Origin of the sequence: Perlucidibaca piscinae DSM 21586 (assembly GCF_000420045.1) — a bacterium.
Lineage (GTDB): Bacteria > Pseudomonadota > Gammaproteobacteria > Pseudomonadales > Moraxellaceae > Perlucidibaca > Perlucidibaca piscinae.
Genome location: NZ_ATUE01000011.1, coordinates 13,692 through 31,394, shown reverse-complemented (window position 1 = coordinate 31,394; position 17,703 = coordinate 13,692). Strand labels below are relative to the sequence as shown.

Genomic DNA, 17,703 nt, shown 5'->3' with positions numbered 1-17,703 from the left:
TGCTGGAACTGGTGGAGATGGAAGTTCGCGAACTCCTGTCCATGTACAAGTTCCCGGGCGATGACACCCCGATCATCCGCGGTTCGGCCCTGCAGGCCCTGAACGGCGAAGAAAGCGAATTCGGCACCCCGTCGATCGTCAAGCTGATCGAGACCCTGGACTCTTACATCCCGGAACCGATGCGCGCCATCGACAAGCCGTTCCTGATGCCGATCGAAGACGTGTTCTCGATCTCCGGTCGCGGCACCGTGGTCACCGGTCGTGTCGAACGCGGCATCGTCAAGGTCGGCGAAGAAGTGGAAATCGTGGGTCTGAAGGACACCGTGAAGACCACCTGCACCGGCGTTGAAATGTTCCGCAAGCTGCTCGACGAAGGTCGTGCTGGCGAGAACTGCGGCGTTCTGCTGCGTGGCACCAAGCGTGAAGACGTGCAGCGTGGCCAGGTTCTGGCCAAGCCGGGCACCATCAAGCCGCACACCCGTTTCGAATCGGAAGTGTACGTGCTGTCGAAGGAAGAGGGCGGCCGTCACACCCCGTTCTTCAAGGGCTACCGTCCGCAGTTCTACTTCCGTACCACCGACGTGACCGGTGCCATCGAGCTGCCGGAAGGCGTCGAGATGGTGATGCCGGGTGACAACATCAAGATGGACGTCACCCTGATCGCCCCGATCGCGATGGAAGAAGGTCTGCGCTTCGCCATCCGTGAAGGCGGCCGCACCGTCGGCGCCGGCGTCGTCGCCAAGATCCACGCCTGAGGCGGGGATCAGGAGGCGCGCCGGAGTGATCCGGGGCGCCTCTTTCCTTCACGATCCAGGTCGTGAGGGAGTCGTGGTGGAAAAGCAGGATCAGGTGAGGATTTCCCTTGCATGATTCCTGCTCAGCCACTACTATACGCAACCCCTGAAATATCAGGGTGGTGTGACATCCGGGGCATCGTTCCCGGGCCGGTTTGTGAGAAGCCTTCCATGGGGATAGTCCTGTGGTGGGCTAGTTCTTTTTCGCTTTGGAGTTGCTGGAATGGCTAGCCAGAGAATTCGCATCCGCCTGAAGGCGTTCGATCACCGTCTGATCGACCAGTCAGCGCTGGAAATCGTGGAAACCGCCAAGCGCACTGGCGCCCAGGTGTGTGGCCCGATCCCGATGCCGACCCGCATCGAGCGTTTCAACGTACTGACCTCGCCGCACGTCAACAAGGACGCGCGTGACCAGTACGAAATCCGTACGCACAAGCGTCTCGTGGACATTGTCATGCCCACGGACAAGACCGTTGATGCGCTGATGAAGCTGGATCTCGCCGCAGGCGTGGATGTCCAGATCAGCCTGGGTTGATCGTTCAGCATTGAGTCCCGTCAGGGGCTGTGTTGCCAAAGAGGTCTGAATAAATGGCTATTGGATTAGTCGGTCGCAAGTGCGGGATGACTCGCGTGTTCACGGAAGCCGGTGTTTCTGTTCCGGTTACCGTGATCGAAGTCAGTCCGAACCGCATTACGCAAATCAAGTCGCTGGAAACCGATGGTTACCAGGCGGTGCAAGTTACCACTGGCGAGCGTCGTGCTTCGCGCGTGACCAGGGCTCAGGCCGGTCACTTCGCCAAGGCCAATGTCGCTGCCGGCCGTGGCGTGTGGGAATTCCGTCTCGCGGGTGAAGAGGCTGCCAACCTTCAAGTTGGTGGTGAGCTTACCGTCGAGCTGTTCGCAGTGGGTCAGGCTGTCGATGTCATCGGCCAGTCCAAGGGCAAGGGCTTCCAGGGCGGCGTCAAGCGCTGGAACTTCCGCACCCAGGATGCCACCCACGGCAACTCCGTGTCGCATCGTGTCCATGGCTCCACCGGTCAGAACCAGAGCCCGGGCAAGGTGTTCAAGGGCAAGAAGATGGCCGGCCACATGGGTGACGAGCGCGTCACCATCCAGGGTCTGGAAATCGTTTCCGTCGACGCCGAGCGCAATGTGCTGGTGGTCAAGGGTGCGGTTCCGGGTGCCACCGGCTACGACGTCATCGTGCGTCCGTCCGTGAAGGCCTGAGGGAGAACAACATGAACCTGAAGACTGTTTCCGGATCGGCCGTCGAGCTGTCCGAAGTCGCCTTCGGCAAGGAATTCAACGAAGCCCTGGTTCACCAGGTCGTCGTGGCGTATCTCGCTGGCGCTCGCCAGGGCACCAAGGCGCAGAAGTCGCGTGGTGAAGTGAGCGGTGGCGGCAAGAAGCCGTTCAATCAGAAGGGTTCGGGCCGTGCCCGTGCCGGCTCGATCCGCAGCCCCATCTGGCGTGGCGGCGGCAAGAGCTTTGCTGCCCGTCCGCAGGACTGGTCGCAGAAGGTCAACCGCAAGATGTACCGCGGCGCGATGCAGTGCATCCTCGCCGAACTGGTTCGCCAGGAGCGTCTGGTGCTGGTTGACGAGTTCACTGTCGATGCCCCGAAGACCAAGGCGCTGCTCGCCAAGCTCAACGGTCTGGGCGTCAGCAATGCGCTGATCATCACGGATGCCGTCGACGAGAACCTGTATCTCGCCGCGCGCAACCTGCCCCATGTCGACGTGATCGACACCACCGCCATCGACCCGGTCAGCCTGATCGGCTTCGAGAAGGTTGTGCTGTCGGTGCCGGCTGCCAAGAAACTTGAGGTGGAATTGGGATGAACCAGGAACGTCTGTTGCAAGTCCTGCTTGCGCCGCATGTCTCCGAGAAGGCCACGATGATTGCTGACAAGCATCGTCAACTGGTGTTCAAGGTCCGTCGCGACGCCAACAAGCTGGAAATCAAGAAGGCTGTGGAATCGCTGTTCAACGTCAAGGTTGAGAGCGTCAACACCACGCTGACCAAGGGCAAGAACAAGCGTTTCGGCCGCTCCCTCGGTCGTCGCCAGGACTTCAAGAAGGCCTACGTGTCTCTGAAGGATGGCTACGACATCGACTTCGCCGCCGCTGGCGCAGCTGAGTAAGGGCCGGGAGAACTGACATGCCAATCGTAAAGTGCAAACCGACCTCGCCGGGTCGCCGTTTCGTCGAGAAGGTGGTTCACCCCCATCTGCACAAGGGCCGTCCGCACGCGCCGCTCGTCGAATCCAAGAAGCGTACCGGTGGTCGCAACAACAACGGCCACATCACCACGCGTCACATTGGTGGTGGCCACAAGCAGCTGTACCGCGTCATTGACTTCAAGCGCAACAAGGATGGCATTCCGGCCACCGTCGAGCGCATCGAGTATGACCCGAACCGCACTGCCCACATCGCGCTGCTGAAGTATGCCGATGGCGAGCGTCGTTACATGATCGCGCTGAAGAACCAGCAGGTCGGTGATGTCGTTCTGTCCGGCGACTCCGCTCCGATCAAGAACGGCAACGTCCTGCCGCTGCGCAACATGCCGCTGGGTTCGACGCTGTGCTGCGTCGAGCTGAAGCCTGGCAAGGGTGCTCAGCTGGCTCGCTCCGCCGGTACCTCGGTGCAGCTGCTGGGTCGTGACGGCGCCTACGCCATCGTGCGTCTGCGTTCGGGCGAAATGCGCAAGATCCATGTCGACTGCCGCGCCGCCTTCGGCGAGGTGTCGAACAGCGAACACAACCTGCGCTCGCTCGGCAAGGCCGGTGCCAGCCGCTGGCGTGGTGTGCGTCCGACGGTTCGTGGCATGGCCATGAACCCGGTCGATCACCCGCACGGTGGTGGTGAAGGTCGCAACAAGGGCATGCAGCCGGTGTCGCCGTGGGGCACGCCATCCAAGGGTTACAAGACCCGTAACAACAAGCGCACGAGCGGCATGATTGTCCGCGACCGTCGCGTCAAGTAATGGGTAGAGGAGAATCACTGTGCCTCGTTCACTGAAAAAGGGTCCGTTTGTTGATACCCACCTGTTCGTCAAGGTGGAAGCAGCAGCGGCCGCACATTCCAAGAAGCCCATCAAGACCTGGTCGCGTCGTTCGATGATCCTGCCGGAAATGGTTGGTCTGACGATTGCCGTGCACAACGGCAAGCAGCATGTGCCGGTCTTCGTGACCGAGCACATGGTCGGCCACAAGCTGGGTGAGTTCGCGCCGACCCGTACCTACCGTGGTCACGGCATCGACAAGAAGTCGAAGCGATAAGGAGAGCATGATGGAAGCGATCGCAAAATTGCGTGGCGCGCCGATTTCGGCCCAGAAAGCCCGCCTTGTCGCCGACCAGGTTCGCGGCAAGTCGGTCGAGCTGGCGCTGAATACTCTGGCATTCAGCAACAAGAAGGCTGCGCATTTCGTTAAGAAGGTGCTCGAGTCGGCAATTGCCAACGCCGAGCACAACCAGGGTGCGGATGTGGACGAACTGCGTGTCGCCACGATCTGTGTGGATGAGGGCATCACGCTGAAGCGCATTCAGCCGCGTGCCAAGGGCCGCGCTGATCGCATCAGCAAGCGTACCTGCCACATCACCGTCACCGTGGCTGAAGGCAAGTAAGGGGCTTAGGAAATGGGTCAGAAAGTTCATCCGATCGGTATTCGCCTGGGCGTCGTCAAGAAGCACAACGCGAACTGGTACGCCAGCCCGAAGCAGTACGCCGAGTTCCTGCTCGCCGACCTCCAGGTGCGTGAGTTCCTGAACGAACGCCTGAAGAACGCCTCGGTCAGCAAGATCCTCATCGAGCGTCCGTCCGAGAATGCCCGCATCACCATCTCGACCGCGCGTCCGGGTGTGCTGATCGGCAAGAAGGGCGAGGACGTCGAGCGTCTGCGTCGTGATGTTGCCAAGATCATGAAGATGCCGGTGCAGGTCAACATCGATGAAATCCGCAAGCCGGATCTCGATGCCAAGCTGGTTGCCGAAGGCATTGCCTCGCAGCTCGAGCGTCGTGTCATGTTCCGCCGCGCCATGAAGCGCGCTGTGCAGAACTCGATGCGCGCTGGCGCCAAGGGCATCAAGGTGGAAGTGTCGGGTCGTCTGGGTGGTGCTGAAATCGCTCGTACCGAATGGTACCGCGAAGGCCGCGTGCCGCTTCACACCCTGCGTGCCGACATCGACTACTCGATCGTTCGCGCTGAAACCACCTACGGCTGCATCGGCGTCAAGGTGTGGATCTTCAAGGGCGAGATCCTGGGCGGCATGGAGCAGGCTTCTGCACCGGCGCCGGTGGAAGAGGCCCGTCCCGCCAAGAAGCGCGGACCGAAGAACTAAGGGGTTGAGAGATGTTACAGCCTAAGCGTACAAAGTTCCGCAAGGTCCACAAGGGCCGCAACACCGGTCTCGCCCTGCGTGGCAGCACGGTGTCGTTCGGCACGATCGCTCTGAAGTCGGTTGAGCGCGGTCGCATCACCGCGCGTCAGATCGAAGCGGCTCGTCGTGCCATTTCCCGTCGCGTGAAGCGTGGCGGCAAGATCTTCATCCGCGTGTTCCCGGACAAGCCGATCACCCAGAAGCCGCTTGAAGTGCGTATGGGTAAGGGCAAGGGCAGCGTGGAGTACTGGGTCGCCGAGATCCAGCCTGGCAAGGTGCTTTACGAGATCGAAGGCGTCGCCGACGAACTGGCTCGTGAGGCCTTCCTGCTGGCTGCTGCCAAGCTGCCCCTGAAGACCACCATTGTGACCCGGACGGTGATGTAATGAACGCCAAAGAATTGCGCGAAAAGAGCGTCGAGGACCTGAACAAGGAGCTCGGCAACCTGCAGCGTCAGCAGTTCACGCTGCGCATGGCACAGGCTACTGGTCAGCTGACCCAGAACAGCAAGATTGCTGCGGTCCGCAAGGGCATTGCCCGCATCAAGACCATCCTGACCCAGAAGGAAGGTAAGTGATCATGACGGAACAGTCCCAGAACCAGCGCACGCTGACCGGCAAGGTCGTGAGCAGCAAGATGGACAAGTCCATTGTGGTGCTCATCGAGCGTCGCGTGAAGCACCCGGTGTACGGCAAGTACATCACGCGCTCCACCAAGCTGCATGCGCACGATGAACAGAATGTCTGCCAGGAAGGCGACATTGTAACGATCTCCGAGTGCCGCCCGCTGTCCAAGACCAAGTCCTGGACGCTGGTGGATGTGGTCGAGAAGGCCGACGCTCGCTGAGTTTGACTTGCGGCAGATTGCCGCATCAGTTAGCATTTCGCGCCCCGCGTGTCGGGGCCCCGTTTTTTAGGGTTTGGAGAGAGCGATGATTCAGACCGAAACGATGCTCGAAGTCGCCGATAACAGCGGCGCTCGTCGCGTCATGTGTATCAAGGTGTTGGGCGGTTCCCACCGTCGTTACGCCTCGGTCGGTGACGTCATCAAGGTCACGGTCAAGGAAGCAATTCCGCGTGGCAAGGTCAAGAAGGGCGATGTCATGAACGCCGTGGTGGTGCGTACCAAGAAAGGTATCCGCCGTCCGGACGGTTCGCTGATTCGTTTTGATGACAATGCCGCTGTGATTCTGAACAACAACAAGGCACCGATCGGCACCCGTATCTTCGGGCCGGTGACTCGTGAACTGCGTACCGAGCAGTTCATGAAGATCATCTCGCTGGCGCCTGAAGTGCTTTGAGGAACTAGTGATGGCAAAGATCAAGCGTGATGACGAAGTCGTCGTGATCGCGGGCAAGGACAAGGGCAAGCGCGGCAAGGTCGTCAGCGTGCTCGAAAGCCGTGTCGTCGTCGCCGGGGTCAACCTGGTGAAGAAGCACGTCAAGCCGAACCCGAATCGTGGCGAGCAGGGCGGTATTGTGGAGCGCGAAGCGTCCCTCGATATCTCCAATGTGGCCCTGTTCAATCAGGCCACCCAGAAGGCAGACCGCGTCGGCTACAAGGTGCTGGAAGATGGCGAGAAGGTTCGCGTCTTCAAGTCCACCGGCGAAGTCGTCGACGTCAAGTAAGGTAGGTTGGTTGAGATGGCCAGACTGAAAGCTGTATACAAGAACGAGATCGCTCCGAAGCTGCAAGCGGAGCTGGGTCTCAAGAATGTGATGGAGATTCCTCGCATCACGAAGATTACTCTGAATATGGGTGTGGGCGGTGCCAGCCAGGATAAGAAGCTTATCGACGGCGCCGTGACCGATATGCAGCTGATTTCTGGTCAGAAGCCTGTTGTCACGCTCACCCGCAAGTCCATCGCCGGTTTCAAGATCCGCGACGGCTGGCCCATCGGCTGCAAAGTCACCCTGCGCGGCGACATGATGTACGAATTCCTGGATCGCCTGATCGGCATCACGATCCCGCGTATCCGTGACTTCCGCGGCTTCAGTGCCAAGGCCTTCGATGGCCGTGGCAACTACAGCCTCGGCATCAAGGAACAGATCGTGTTCCCGGAAATCGAATACGACAAGATCGACCGCCTGCGCGGCCTCGACATCGTCATCACCACGTCGGCCCGTACCGACGAAGAAGGTCGCGCGCTGCTGCGTGCCTTCCAGTTCCCGTTCAAGTGAGGCTGAGTCATGGCTAAGAAGAGCATGTTGAATCGCGAAGCCAAGCGCGAAAAGCTGGTCGCGAAGTACGCCAAGCTGCGTTCGGAGCTGAAGGCCACCATCGCCAGCGTGACTGCCAGCGAAGAAGATCGCTGGGCAGCCATCCTGCGTCTGCAGGAGCTGCCGCGTGACTCCAGCCCGTCGCGTCTGCGCAACCGTTGCGGCATCACTGGTCGTCCGCATGGCTATTTCCGCAAGTTCGGCCTCGGCCGTATCAAGCTGCGTGAAGCCGTGATGCGTGGCGATGTCCCTGGCGTCGTCAAGGCCAGCTGGTAAGAGGATTCTAGAATGAGTATGCAAGATACCGTTGCGGACATGCTGACCCGCATCCGCAATGCCCAGCGTGCCGGCAAGCCGACCGTGGGCATGCCGTCGTCCAAGCTGAAGCTGTCGGTGGCGAAGGTTCTGCAGAGCGAAGGCTACATTGCCTCCGCCGACGTGTCGGCTGATGTCAAGCCGGTGCTGACCATTGCTCTCAAGTATTTCGAAGGCAAGCCGGTCATCGAAGAGATCAAGCGTGTCAGCCGTCCCGGTCTGCGCATTTACAAGGGCAAGGACGAACTGCCGCGCGTCAAGCAAGGCCTGGGCGTGCTGATTGTCTCCACCAACAAGGGCATCATGACCGACCGCGCCGCACGTGCTGCTGGCGTTGGTGGCGAAGTCATCGCTGTCGTTTCGTAAGGTGACCTGAACATGTCTCGTGTTGCTAAATCGCCGGTCACCGTCCCTGCTGGGGTGGAAGTGACCATCAATGGCCAGGATATCCAGGTCAAGGGCGCCAAGGGTGTGCTGACCACGCGTCTGCATGATCTCGTGTCGCTGGCTCAGGACGGCAATCAGCTCAAGCTCAGCCCGCGTGAAGATTCGCAGGCTGCCTGGATGCAGACCGGTACCGCCCGTGCCGTCATGAACAATCTCGTCATCGGTGTCTCTGCCGGCTTCGAGCGCAAGCTGCAACTGGTTGGTGTCGGTTACAAGGCTGCTGCCAAGGGCAAGGTGCTCAACCTCGCGCTCGGCTTCTCGCACCCGATCGACCACGAGCTGCCGGAAGGTGTCACGGCCGAAACGCCGACGCCGACCGAAATCATTCTCAAGTCGGTGAACAAGCAGCTGCTTGGTCAGGTGGCCGCCAACGTGCGTGGCTACCGTCCGCCAGAGCCGTACAAGGGCAAGGGTGTTCGTTACGCGGATGAAACCATCCTGCGTAAGGAAGCCAAGAAGAAGTAACGGGGTAGAGACTCGCTATGAACGAAAAGAAAGTTGCTCGTGTGCGTCGTTCGCGCGCCACGCGCCTGAAGATTCGTGCACAAGGCGCCATTCGCCTGTGTGTGAACCGTACCCCGCGCCACATGTACGCCCAGATCATCTCCGCCGATGGCTCGCAGGTGCTGGCCCAGGCGTCGACCCTGGATGCCTCGCTGCGTGACGGTTCGACCGGCAACGTCGATGCCGCCAAGAAGGTGGGTGCCCTGATCGCCGAGCGCGCCAAGGCCGCTGGTCTGTCGAAGGTTGCCTTCGACCGTTCCGGCTTCAAGTATCACGGTCGCATCAAGGCGCTGGCGGATGCCGCGCGTGAAGCCGGTTTGGAATTCTAAGGGTTGAATCATGGCTAAGCTTGAACAGAACGAAGGTTTCGTCGAGAAGCTGGTTGAAGTCAACCGCGTTTCCAAGACGGTCAAGGGCGGCAAGATCTTTGCCTTCACCGCACTCACCGTGGTTGGCGACGGCAACGGCCGCGTCGGTTTCGGTCGCGGCAAGGCACGTGAAGTGCCGGCTGCCATCCAGAAGGCTCTGGAAGCTGCCCGTCGCAACATGATCCAGGTCGAGCTCAACGGCTCCACCCTGCAGCACCCGATCAACGGCCAGCATGGCGCCACCCGCGTCTACATGCAGCCGGCCTCGGAAGGTACTGGCGTCATCGCCGGCGGTGCCATGCGCGCCGTTCTCGAAGTCGCTGGTGTCCAGAACGTGCTGGCCAAGTGCTACGGCTCGACCAATGCCAACAACGTGGTGCATGCCACGTTCAAGGGTCTGGCCAAGATGACCACGCCGGAACAGGTTGCTGCCAAGCGCGGCCTGACCGTCGAAGAAATCCTGGGGTAATGCGATGAGCACCATCAAGGTTACGCAAGTGCGCTCCAGCGCACACAAGCTCAAGAACCACAAGCTGTGCTTGCAGGGTCTGGGTCTGCGCCGCATCGGTCACACGGTGGAAGTTGTTGATACCCCGTCCAACCGCGGCATGATCAACAAGGTTCACTACCTTGTGAAGGTGGAGAAGTAATCATGTTACTGAATGATCTGCAGCCGGCCGAAGGCTCGACCCACGCTCCCAAGCGCCGTGGTCGCGGCATCGGTTCCGGCCTCGGCAAGACCGGTGGCGTCGGCGTCAAGGGCCAGACCTCTCGCGGCAAGGGCAAGGTTCGCCCGGGCTTCGAAGGCGGCCAGATGCCCCTGTACCGTCGTCTGCCGAAGTTCGGCTTCACGTCGCTCAAGCAGCAGGTGACCGCTGAAGTTCGTCTGTCCGAAATCGCGTCGGTGGAAGGTGATGTCGTGTCGCTGGAAACCCTGAAGGCCGCCAACATCGTTCGCAAGGACATGACCCGCGCTCGCGTGGTGCTGTCCGGTGGTGTTGACCGTGCGCTCACCGTGACCGGCGTCAAGGTCACCAAGGGTGCTCGCGCTGCCATCGAAGCCGCTGGTGGCAAGGTAGAGGAATAAGCTCCCATGGCGAATGCCCGCAGCACCCAGCAAGCACGTGACATGTTGCAAGCTCCCGGCATGCGCAAAGGCATGTCCGAGCTTTGGCGTCGCATCGGCTTCCTGCTGTTTGCCCTGCTGGTGTTCCGCCTCGGTGCGCACATTCCGGTTCCGGGCATCAATCCGCAGCGCCTCGCCGAGATGTTTGACCAGAACAAGGACACCATCCTGAGTCTGTTCAACATGTTCTCGGGTGGCGCTCTGGAGCGCATGTCGATCCTGGCGCTGGGCATCATGCCGTACATTTCGGCCTCCATCATCATGCAGCTGGCCGCGACCGTGATTCCGTCGCTGGAAGCGCTGAAGAAGGAGGGCGAGGCAGGCCGTCGCCAGATCAACCAGTACACCCGTTACGGCACCGTGATCCTGGCCTTTGTCCAGGCCATCGGCATGTCGGCAGGTCTCATCTCCCAGGGCATCACCCTGAGTGATGGCGTTGCCTTCTACGTGCCTGCCGTGGTGAGTCTGGTGGCTGGTGCCGTGTTCATGATGTGGCTGGGCGAGCAGATCACCGAGCGTGGTGTCGGCAACGGCATTTCCATGCTGATCTTCGCCGGCATCGTGGCGGGCATGCCAAGTGCCATCGGCATGGCCATGGAGTCGGCGCGTCAGGGCGAGATCAGCGTCATCGCGCTGCTGGTCATTGCCGTGCTTGCCATCGTCGTGGTGGGTGCCGTGGTGTTCATGGAGCGTGCGCAGCGTCGCATCACCGTGCAGTACGCCCAGCGTCAGCAGGGCCGCAAGGTGTTTGCCGCGCAGCAGAGCCATCTGCCGCTGAAGCTGAACATGGCCGGCGTGATTCCCGCGATCTTCGCCAGCTCGCTGCTGCTGTTCCCGGCCAGTCTGGGTCAGTGGTTTGCGCAGTCGCCGAATCCGAATGCCGTGCAGCGTGTTCTGCAGGATATCTCGCTGCTGCTGGCTCCGGCCCAGCCGCTGTATCTGCTGCTGTTCGCGCTGCTGATCATCTTCTTCTGCTACTTCTACACGGCGCTGGTGTTCAACCCGCGTGACGTGGCGGACAACCTGAAGAAGTCTGGCGCCTACATTCCCGGCATCCGTCCCGGTGAGCAGACCAGTCGCTACATCGACACGGTCATGGGGCGTCTGACCTTGATCGGCTCGCTGTACATCACGGCAGTGTGTCTGCTCCCCATGATCCTGCAGGTCACCTTCAACGTGCCGTTCTATCTGGGTGGTACGTCGCTGCTGATCGTGGTGGTGGTGGTGATGGACTTCATGACCCAGGTCCAGTCGCATCTGATGTCGCATCAGTACGACTCGCTGATGAAGAAGGCCAACCTGAAGGGCATCGGCCCGGCCGGCGCCATTCGTTGATGCCGTTTCATTCGATAGTTTTTGTTGGAGTGTGAACCATGAAAGTTCAAGCCTCTGTGAAAAAGATTTGTGGCAGCTGCAAGATTGTGCGCCGCAATGGAAGCCTGCGTGTCATTTGCAGCGCGGAACCGCGCCACAAGCAGCGCCAGGGTTAATCTCAGTACCCGGTTGCATTCGGCGTGATGAGTCGATAGACTCTTGCGCCTTTCGCGCCTTGCCGAATAACCGGTCTGACACGAAGAAAGTGGAGTAAAGGTCAATGGCTCGTATTGCCGGCGTCAACATTCCTGATAACAAGCATGCGGTCATTTCCCTGACCTACATCTTCGGTATCGGCCGCACCACCTCGGCGAAGATTCTCTCCGCCGTTGGCATTGCGCCGGAAACGAAGATCAAGGAACTGTCGGATGCCCAGCTGGATCAGGTCCGTGCTCAAGTGGCCACGGTGACGACTGAGGGTGACCTCCGTCGTGAAGTGTCCATGAACATCAAGCGTCTGATGGACCTTGGTTGCTACCGTGGCATGCGCCACCGTCGCGGCCTGCCGGTCCGTGGTCAGCGCACCAAGACGAATGCTCGTACCCGCAAGGGCCCGCGCAAAGCCGTCAAGAAATAATTTCATTCATTCTGCCGAACTCGGAAGCTAAAAGATGGCAAAGGACAACTCGCGCGCTCGCAAGAAGGTGACCAGACAGGTCTCCGACGGCATCGCGCACATTCATGCTTCTTTTAATAACACCATTGTGACGATTACCGATCGCCAAGGTAATGCACTGGCCTGGGCCACCTCCGGTGGTCAGGGCTTCCGCGGTTCCCGCAAGTCCACCCCTTTCGCAGCACAGGTTGCCGCTGAAGTTGCCGGCAAGGCAGCTCAGGAATACGGCCTGAAGAACCTGGACGTGCTGGTGAAGGGGCCGGGCCCGGGCCGCGAGTCTGCCGTGCGTGCCTTGAACTCCGTGGGTTATAAAATCAACAGCATTTCTGACGTGACCCCGATTCCGCACAACGGATGCCGTCCGTCGAAAAAGCGTCGCGTGTAAGAGGAGACTGGGAAAATGGCTCGTTATATTGGTCCCAAGTGCAAGCTCTCCCGTCGCGAAGGCACCGATCTTCAATTGAAGAGCGGCGTCCGCGCCCTGGATACCAAGTGCAAGGCTGACACCCCGCCCGGCCAGCATGGCGCCTCCCGCAAGGGTCGCCAGTCTGACTACGGCACGCAGCACCGTGAAAAGATGAAGGTGCGCCGCATTTACGGCGTGCTCGAGCGTCAGTTCAGCAACTACTACAAGGAAGCTGCCCGTCTCAAGGGCGCGACCGGCGAGAACCTGCTGCAACTGCTCGAATCGCGTCTCGACAACGTGGTCTACCGCATGGGTTTCGGTGCTACGCGCTCCGAAGCACGTCAGCTGGTCAGCCACCGTGCCATTCTGGTCAACGGCGTTCGTGTCAACGTCGCCTCGATCCAGGTGGCCCCGGGCGACGTGATCTCCGTGCATGAAAAGGCTCGCAACCAGCTGCGCGTGAAGAACGCGCTGGAACTGGCTGGTCAGCGTGGCGTGCCGGCCTGGCTGTCGGTTGATACCAGCAAGCTGGAAGGGACTTTCAAGGCTCGTCCGGAGCGTTCTGATCTGTCCTCGGAAATCAACGAAAACCTGATCGTTGAACTCTATTCCAAGTAATCGCTTGATTGAGGGTGTCATCCATGTCACAGGTCAATGAGTTTCTGACGCCGCGCAGCATTGCTGTGCAGGCCGTCAGTGCCACGCGTGCCAAGGTCGTGCTGGAGCCGCTGGAACGCGGTTTCGGTCACACCCTCGGCAACGCGCTGCGCCGCATCCTGTTGTCCTCGATGCCGGGTGCAGCCGTTGTCGATGTCGAAATCGACGGCGTTGAGCACGAATACAGTGCCATCGAAGGCGTGCAGGAAGACGTCATCGAGATCCTGCTCAATCTGAAGGGCCTGGCCCTGAAGCTGTTCGAGCAGCAGGAAGCCGTGCTGGCGCTGGATGTCACTGGCCCTGCCGTGGTCACTGCCGCCCATCTGTCGCTGCCGCACAATGTGGAAGTGGTCAATCCGGATCACGTGATCGCCACGCTTGGCAACAACGCGCATCTGAAAATGAAGCTGCGTGTCGCCCGTGGTCGCGGCTACGAGCCGGCTGACAGCCGCTACGACGACGAGGACACCCGTCCCATCGGCCGTCTGCTGCTGGATGCCTCGTTCAGCCCGATCCGTCGTGTCGCCTATGTCGTGGAAAATGCGCGTGTCGAACAGCGCACCGACCTCGACAAGCTGGTCATCGATCTCGAAACCAACGGCACCATCGAGGCAGAAGAAGCGATCCGTCGCGCTGCCACGGTTCTGCAGCAGCAGATCTCGGTGTTCGTCGATCTCGAGACCGACAGCCCGTCCGTGATTCCGCAGCAAGGCAGTGATGTCGATCCCATCCTGCTGCGTCCGGTGGATGATCTCGAACTGACGGTCCGTTCGGCCAACTGTCTGAAGGCAGAAAACATCTACTACATCGGTGACCTGGTCCAGCGCACCGAAGTGGAACTGCTGAAGACGCCGAACCTGGGCAAGAAGTCGCTGACTGAAATCAAGGATGTCCTGGCCTCCAAGGGTCTTTCCCTGGGCATGCGCCTGGACAACTGGCCACCGGCCAGCCTCCGCAACGACGACCGCCTGAATTTTCGCGGTCGTTGATCGGCAACTGTATTAGTGTAGGAAAACTGCCATGCGTCATCGTCTGAGTGGTGTAAAACTGGGCCGCAACAGCAGCCATCGCAAAGCCATGTTCCAGAACATGGCCATCTCGCTGTTCGAGCATGAGCTGATTCGCACGACTGTGCCCAAGGCGAAGGAACTTCGTCGCGTGGCAGAGCCGCTGATCACGCTCGCCAAGATCGACAGCGTTGCCAACCGTCGTCTCGCGTTCTCGCGTACGCGTTCCAAGGAAATCGTGGGCAAGCTGTTCACGGTCCTGGGCCCGCGCTACAAGGAGCGCAACGGTGGCTATCTGCGCATCCTGAAGGCCGGCAATCGTCCGGGCGACAACGCGCCGATGGCTTACGTCGAACTGGTTGATCGTCAGATCGCCGGTCCGGCCGTCGACGCCGAGTAAGCGCTTCAGCTGAAGCCGCCAGCGTTCGTGTCGGCTGCCTCAGTAACGGAAAACCGGCCTTGTGGCCGGTTTTCTGCTTTCTGGCGTCCGCGCGCTGCGGCCTCGCCCCGCTGATCCGGCAGGGCGAGGGTGCGGCGTCAGTGTCGCTGCTTCAGCAGCGGCGCGAGGAAGTGTCCGGTATGCGATGCCGGATTTGCTGCCACCGCCTCGGGTGTTCCGCAGGCAATGATCATCCCGCCGCCATCACCACCCTCCGGCCCCATGTCGATCAGCCAGTCGGCTGTCTTGATGACATCCAGGTTGTGCTCGATGATCACGATGGTGTTTCCGGCATCACGCAGGCGGTGCAGCACGGTCAGCAGCTGCTGGATGTCATGGAAGTGCAGGCCGGTGGTGGGTTCGTCGAGGATGTAGAGGGTGCGGCCGGTGTCGCGCTTGGACAGCTCGCGTGCCAGCTTGACGCGCTGGGCCTCGCCGCCTGAGAGCGTGGTCGCCGCCTGGCCCAGGGTGATGTAGGACAGGCCGACGTCGATCAGGGTCTGCAGCTTGCGCGCCAGCGCCGGAATCGCGTCGAAGAACTCGCGTGCCGCTTCCACGGTCATCTCCAGCACTTCGGTGATGTTGCGCCCCTTGTAGCGGATGTCCAGGGTTTCGCGGTTGTAGCGCTTGCCCTTGCAGATGTCGCAGGGCACGTAGACGTCCGGCAGGAAGTGCATCTCGACCTTGATCACGCCATCGCCCTGGCAGGCCTCGCAGCGGCCACCCTTGACGTTGAAGGAGAAGCGCCCGGGACCGTAGCCGCGAGATCGCGCTTCCTGGGTGCCGGCAAACAGCTCGCGCACCGGCGTGAAGATGCCGGTGTAGGTGGCAGGATTGGAGCGCGGCGTGCGCCCGATCGGGCTTTGATCAATGTCGACGACCTTGTCCAGATGCTCCATGCCGTCGATGGCATCGTGCTCGGCCGGGTTGCGTTCGGCGGCACCATTCAGCGCCATGGCGGCCACGGGGTAGAGCGTGCCGTTGATCAGGGTCGACTTGCCGGAGCCGGAGACGCCGGTGACGCAGGTCATCACGCCCAGCGGGATTTCGGCGGTGACGTTGCGCAGGTTGTTGCCACGCGCGCCTGCCAGTCTCAGCACCTGGCCGTCGCGCGCGCGATGGCGGGTTGCGGGCACGCCGATGTGGCGACGCCCGGACAGGTAGTCGCCGGTCAGGGACTGCGGTGCCGCGATGATGTCAGCGACCTGGCCGGAGGCAATCACCTGGCCGCCATGCACGCCGGCGCCGGGTCCGATGTCGATGACATGGTCTGCGGCGCGAATGGCATCCTCGTCATGCTCGACCACCAGCACGGTGTTGCCGAGGTCGCGCAGGTGGATCAGGGTCTGCAGCAGACGTTCGTTGTCGCGCTGATGCAGGCCGATCGAGGGCTCGTCGAGCACGTACATGACGCCGACCAGACCGGCACCGATCTGCGATGCCAGGCGTATGCGCTGCGCCTCGCCGCCGGACAGGGTGTCCGCGGAGCGATCGAGGCTGAGGTAGTCGAGACCGACGTTGACTAGGAACTGCAGGCGCTCGCGGATCTCCTTGAGGATCTTCTCGGCAATGGCCCCCTTGGCGCCTGTCAGGTGCAGATCGGCGAAGTAGGCGTTGGCGCGCGCGATGGGCAGGCGGGCAATCGCCGGCAGGGTGGTGTCACCGATGGTGACATGGCGCGACTCGCGACGCAGACGGGAGCCTTCGCAATCCGGGCAGGGCGCGGTGTTCAGGTACTGCGCCAGCTCCTCGCGCACGCTGCTGGACTCGGTTTCCCGGTAGCGACGCTCCAGGTTGGTGAGCACCCCCTCGAAGGCATGCTGACGCATCACCTGCTTGCCGCGGTCACCGATGTAGGTGAAGGCGATCTCCTCCTTGCCGGAGCCGTGCAGCAGGGCCTGCTGCACGCGCGGCGTCAGACCTTCCCAAGGCGTGTCGAGGTCAAAGCCGTAGTGCGTCGCCAGTGCTTCGAGCATGGCGTAGTAATAGAAGTTGCGTCGGTCCCAGCCACGGATGGCGCCCTCGGACAGCGACAGTTCGGGGCGGCTGATCAGGCGCTTGGCGTCGAAGAACTGCTTGACGCCGAGGCCGTCGCAGGTGGGGCAGGCGCCGGCCGGATTGTTGAAGGAGAACAGGCGCGGCTCCAGCTCGGTCAGGGCATAGCCGCAATGCGGACAGCTGTAGCGCGCCGAGAACACGACAGGCTCGCTGGCGCCATCGAGCGGAATCACCCAGGCCAGGCCGTCCGCGACACGCAAGGCGGTTTCGAAGGATTCGGCCAGACGCAGACCGAGGTCGGGACGTACCTTGAAGCGGTCGATGACCACCTCGATGCTGTGCTTCTTCTGCTTGTCCAGGGCCGGGGTGTCATCAAGATCGGTGACCAGGCCATTGATGCGGGCGCGCACGAAGCCGTCGGCACGCAGCTTCTCGAACACGTGCTGGTGCTCGCCCTTGCGTTCGCGCACCACCGGCGCCAGCAGCATGAGCGCGCTGCCCTCGGGCATGGCCAGGACCTGATCCACCATCTGGCTGACGGTCTGCGCCTCCAGGGCGACACCATGATCCGGGCAGCGCGGCGTGCCCACGCGCGCGAACAGCAGGCGCAGGTAGTCGTGGATCTCGGTGATGGTGCCGACGGTCGAGCGCGGGTTGTGCGAGGTGGATTTCTGCTCGATGGAAATGGCCGGCGAGAGGCCTTCGATGTGATCGACATCGGGCTTTTCCATCAGGGCCAGGAACTGCCGCGCATAGGCCGACAGGGATTCGACATAGCGTCGCTGACCTTCGGCATAAAGCGTGTCGAAGGCCAGCGAGGACTTGCCCGATCCGGACAGGCCGGTGATCACGACAAACTTGTCGCGCGGAATCTCGATGTCGATGTTCTTCAGGTTGTGGGTTCGCGCCCCACGCACGGTGATGCTGTTCATGCCCGCTCGCAGCACAATGACAAACGACCAGTATACGCATAAGCCGGCGGCGTCCGCAGCGGACAGACGCGCTTGTTCCACCGCATCCGGCAGCGCTCCTGATAGACTTGGCAACTTTTCTG

The 17,703-nt window shown here is 61.3% G+C and carries 30 protein-coding genes; 29 read left to right on the top strand and 1 reads right to left on the bottom strand.

The window, feature by feature from the left end; translation table 11 throughout:
* The 29 genes from F595_RS0111825 to rplQ form a co-directional block, all read left to right on the top strand.
* Nucleotides 1-755 (top strand): elongation factor Tu (locus F595_RS0111825; protein WP_026913563.1); only part of this gene is annotated, 755 nt, incomplete at its 5' end.
* Between the two features lie 262 nt (nt 756-1,017).
* On the top strand, nt 1,018-1,329 hold the full coding sequence (gene rpsJ, locus F595_RS0111820; RefSeq protein ID WP_022957085.1) for a 30S ribosomal protein S10: 312 nt from the start codon (nt 1,018-1,020) through the stop codon (nt 1,327-1,329).
* Nucleotides 1,330-1,382: 53 nt separating this feature from the next.
* Nucleotides 1,383-2,021, top strand: a complete 639-nt coding sequence (gene rplC / locus F595_RS0111815; RefSeq protein WP_026913562.1) for a 50S ribosomal protein L3 — start codon at nt 1,383-1,385, stop codon at nt 2,019-2,021.
* Between the two features lie 11 nt (nt 2,022-2,032).
* Nucleotides 2,033-2,635 carry a 50S ribosomal protein L4 gene (rplD, locus tag F595_RS0111810; protein WP_022957083.1) on the top strand — a complete coding sequence of 201 codons (603 nt, stop codon included), beginning with the start codon at nt 2,033-2,035 and terminating at the stop codon, nt 2,633-2,635.
* A complete protein-coding gene (gene rplW, locus F595_RS0111805; RefSeq protein ID WP_022957082.1) occupies nt 2,632-2,937 on the top strand; it encodes a 50S ribosomal protein L23 in 306 nt (101 codons plus the stop codon). The genes rplD and rplW overlap by 4 nt, the downstream gene beginning before the upstream one ends.
* Nucleotides 2,938-2,954: 17 nt before the next feature.
* Complete coding sequence (rplB, locus tag F595_RS0111800; RefSeq protein ID WP_022957081.1) at nt 2,955-3,779, top strand: 50S ribosomal protein L2; 825 nt, start codon at nt 2,955-2,957, stop codon at nt 3,777-3,779.
* A 19-nt stretch (nt 3,780-3,798) separates the two neighbouring features.
* Entirely contained in the window at nt 3,799-4,074 is a 276-nt protein-coding gene (gene rpsS / locus F595_RS0111795) for a 30S ribosomal protein S19 (protein WP_022957080.1), read from the top strand.
* 10 nt (nt 4,075-4,084) lie between these two features.
* The gene (gene rplV / locus F595_RS0111790; RefSeq protein ID WP_022957079.1) at nt 4,085-4,420 is read left to right on the top strand and encodes a 50S ribosomal protein L22; all 336 of its coding nucleotides are present in this window, start codon (nt 4,085-4,087) and stop codon (nt 4,418-4,420) included.
* Between the two features lie 12 nt (nt 4,421-4,432).
* Nucleotides 4,433-5,134 (top strand): 30S ribosomal protein S3, encoded by a 702-nt coding sequence (rpsC, locus tag F595_RS0111785; RefSeq protein ID WP_022957078.1) that lies wholly within the window; start codon nt 4,433-4,435, stop codon nt 5,132-5,134.
* A gap of 11 nt (nt 5,135-5,145) precedes the next feature.
* Nucleotides 5,146-5,559 carry a 50S ribosomal protein L16 gene (gene rplP / locus F595_RS0111780; protein ID WP_022957077.1) on the top strand — a complete coding sequence of 138 codons (414 nt, stop codon included), beginning with the start codon at nt 5,146-5,148 and terminating at the stop codon, nt 5,557-5,559.
* The gene (gene rpmC, locus F595_RS0111775) at nt 5,559-5,750 is read left to right on the top strand and encodes a 50S ribosomal protein L29 (protein WP_022957076.1); all 192 of its coding nucleotides are present in this window, start codon (nt 5,559-5,561) and stop codon (nt 5,748-5,750) included. Before rplP ends, rpmC begins: the two co-directional genes overlap by 1 nt.
* 2 nt (nt 5,751-5,752) lie before the next feature.
* Nucleotides 5,753-6,019 (top strand): 30S ribosomal protein S17, encoded by a 267-nt coding sequence (gene rpsQ / locus F595_RS0111770; RefSeq protein WP_026913561.1) that lies wholly within the window; start codon nt 5,753-5,755, stop codon nt 6,017-6,019.
* A gap of 85 nt (nt 6,020-6,104) precedes the next feature.
* Entirely contained in the window at nt 6,105-6,473 is a 369-nt protein-coding gene (gene rplN / locus F595_RS0111765) for a 50S ribosomal protein L14 (RefSeq protein ID WP_022957074.1), read from the top strand.
* 10 nt (nt 6,474-6,483) lie between these two features.
* The gene (gene rplX, locus F595_RS0111760; protein WP_022957073.1) at nt 6,484-6,801 is read left to right on the top strand and encodes a 50S ribosomal protein L24; all 318 of its coding nucleotides are present in this window, start codon (nt 6,484-6,486) and stop codon (nt 6,799-6,801) included.
* 15 nt (nt 6,802-6,816) lie between these two features.
* Nucleotides 6,817-7,353: a 50S ribosomal protein L5 gene (gene rplE / locus F595_RS0111755; protein WP_022957072.1), complete on the top strand. Its 537-nt coding sequence runs from the start codon at nt 6,817-6,819 to the stop codon at nt 7,351-7,353.
* 9 nt (nt 7,354-7,362) lie between these two features.
* Nucleotides 7,363-7,668 (top strand): 30S ribosomal protein S14, encoded by a 306-nt coding sequence (rpsN, locus tag F595_RS0111750; protein ID WP_022957071.1) that lies wholly within the window; start codon nt 7,363-7,365, stop codon nt 7,666-7,668.
* A 12-nt stretch (nt 7,669-7,680) separates the two neighbouring features.
* The gene (gene rpsH, locus F595_RS0111745; RefSeq protein ID WP_026913560.1) at nt 7,681-8,073 is read left to right on the top strand and encodes a 30S ribosomal protein S8; all 393 of its coding nucleotides are present in this window, start codon (nt 7,681-7,683) and stop codon (nt 8,071-8,073) included.
* Between the two features lie 12 nt (nt 8,074-8,085).
* The gene (rplF, locus tag F595_RS0111740; protein ID WP_026913559.1) at nt 8,086-8,619 is read left to right on the top strand and encodes a 50S ribosomal protein L6; all 534 of its coding nucleotides are present in this window, start codon (nt 8,086-8,088) and stop codon (nt 8,617-8,619) included.
* A 17-nt stretch (nt 8,620-8,636) separates the two neighbouring features.
* Nucleotides 8,637-8,987: a 50S ribosomal protein L18 gene (gene rplR, locus F595_RS0111735; protein ID WP_022957068.1), complete on the top strand. Its 351-nt coding sequence runs from the start codon at nt 8,637-8,639 to the stop codon at nt 8,985-8,987.
* A gap of 10 nt (nt 8,988-8,997) precedes the next feature.
* Complete coding sequence (gene rpsE, locus F595_RS0111730) at nt 8,998-9,495, top strand: 30S ribosomal protein S5 (RefSeq protein WP_022957067.1); 498 nt, start codon at nt 8,998-9,000, stop codon at nt 9,493-9,495.
* Nucleotides 9,496-9,499: 4 nt separating this feature from the next.
* A complete protein-coding gene (rpmD, locus tag F595_RS0111725; RefSeq protein WP_022957066.1) occupies nt 9,500-9,676 on the top strand; it encodes a 50S ribosomal protein L30 in 177 nt (58 codons plus the stop codon).
* Between the two features lie 2 nt (nt 9,677-9,678).
* Nucleotides 9,679-10,113 (top strand): 50S ribosomal protein L15, encoded by a 435-nt coding sequence (rplO, locus tag F595_RS0111720; protein WP_022957065.1) that lies wholly within the window; start codon nt 9,679-9,681, stop codon nt 10,111-10,113.
* 42 nt (nt 10,114-10,155) lie between these two features.
* Nucleotides 10,156-11,487 (top strand): preprotein translocase subunit SecY, encoded by a 1,332-nt coding sequence (gene secY / locus F595_RS0111715; RefSeq protein ID WP_040568696.1) that lies wholly within the window; start codon nt 10,156-10,158, stop codon nt 11,485-11,487.
* A gap of 38 nt (nt 11,488-11,525) precedes the next feature.
* On the top strand, nt 11,526-11,642 hold the full coding sequence (rpmJ, locus tag F595_RS14555) for a 50S ribosomal protein L36 (RefSeq protein WP_084683078.1): 117 nt from the start codon (nt 11,526-11,528) through the stop codon (nt 11,640-11,642).
* 104 nt (nt 11,643-11,746) lie between these two features.
* On the top strand, nt 11,747-12,103 hold the full coding sequence (gene rpsM, locus F595_RS0111710) for a 30S ribosomal protein S13 (protein WP_022957063.1): 357 nt from the start codon (nt 11,747-11,749) through the stop codon (nt 12,101-12,103).
* 34 nt (nt 12,104-12,137) lie between these two features.
* A complete protein-coding gene (rpsK, locus tag F595_RS0111705; RefSeq protein WP_022957062.1) occupies nt 12,138-12,527 on the top strand; it encodes a 30S ribosomal protein S11 in 390 nt (129 codons plus the stop codon).
* A gap of 15 nt (nt 12,528-12,542) precedes the next feature.
* Nucleotides 12,543-13,166, top strand: a complete 624-nt coding sequence (gene rpsD, locus F595_RS0111700) for a 30S ribosomal protein S4 (protein WP_022957061.1) — start codon at nt 12,543-12,545, stop codon at nt 13,164-13,166.
* A gap of 23 nt (nt 13,167-13,189) precedes the next feature.
* Nucleotides 13,190-14,194 carry a DNA-directed RNA polymerase subunit alpha gene (locus F595_RS0111695; RefSeq protein WP_022957060.1) on the top strand — a complete coding sequence of 335 codons (1,005 nt, stop codon included), beginning with the start codon at nt 13,190-13,192 and terminating at the stop codon, nt 14,192-14,194.
* A 31-nt stretch (nt 14,195-14,225) separates the two neighbouring features.
* Nucleotides 14,226-14,612, top strand: coding sequence for a 50S ribosomal protein L17 (gene rplQ, locus F595_RS0111690; protein ID WP_022957059.1), 387 nt, complete (start codon nt 14,226-14,228; stop codon nt 14,610-14,612).
* Between the two features lie 137 nt (nt 14,613-14,749).
* Here the strand turns inward: rplQ and uvrA are convergent, their stop codons facing one another.
* A complete protein-coding gene (uvrA, locus tag F595_RS0111685; protein WP_026913557.1) occupies nt 14,750-17,581 on the bottom strand; it encodes an excinuclease ABC subunit UvrA in 2,832 nt (943 codons plus the stop codon).
* Nucleotides 17,582-17,703: the final 122 nt, after the last annotated feature.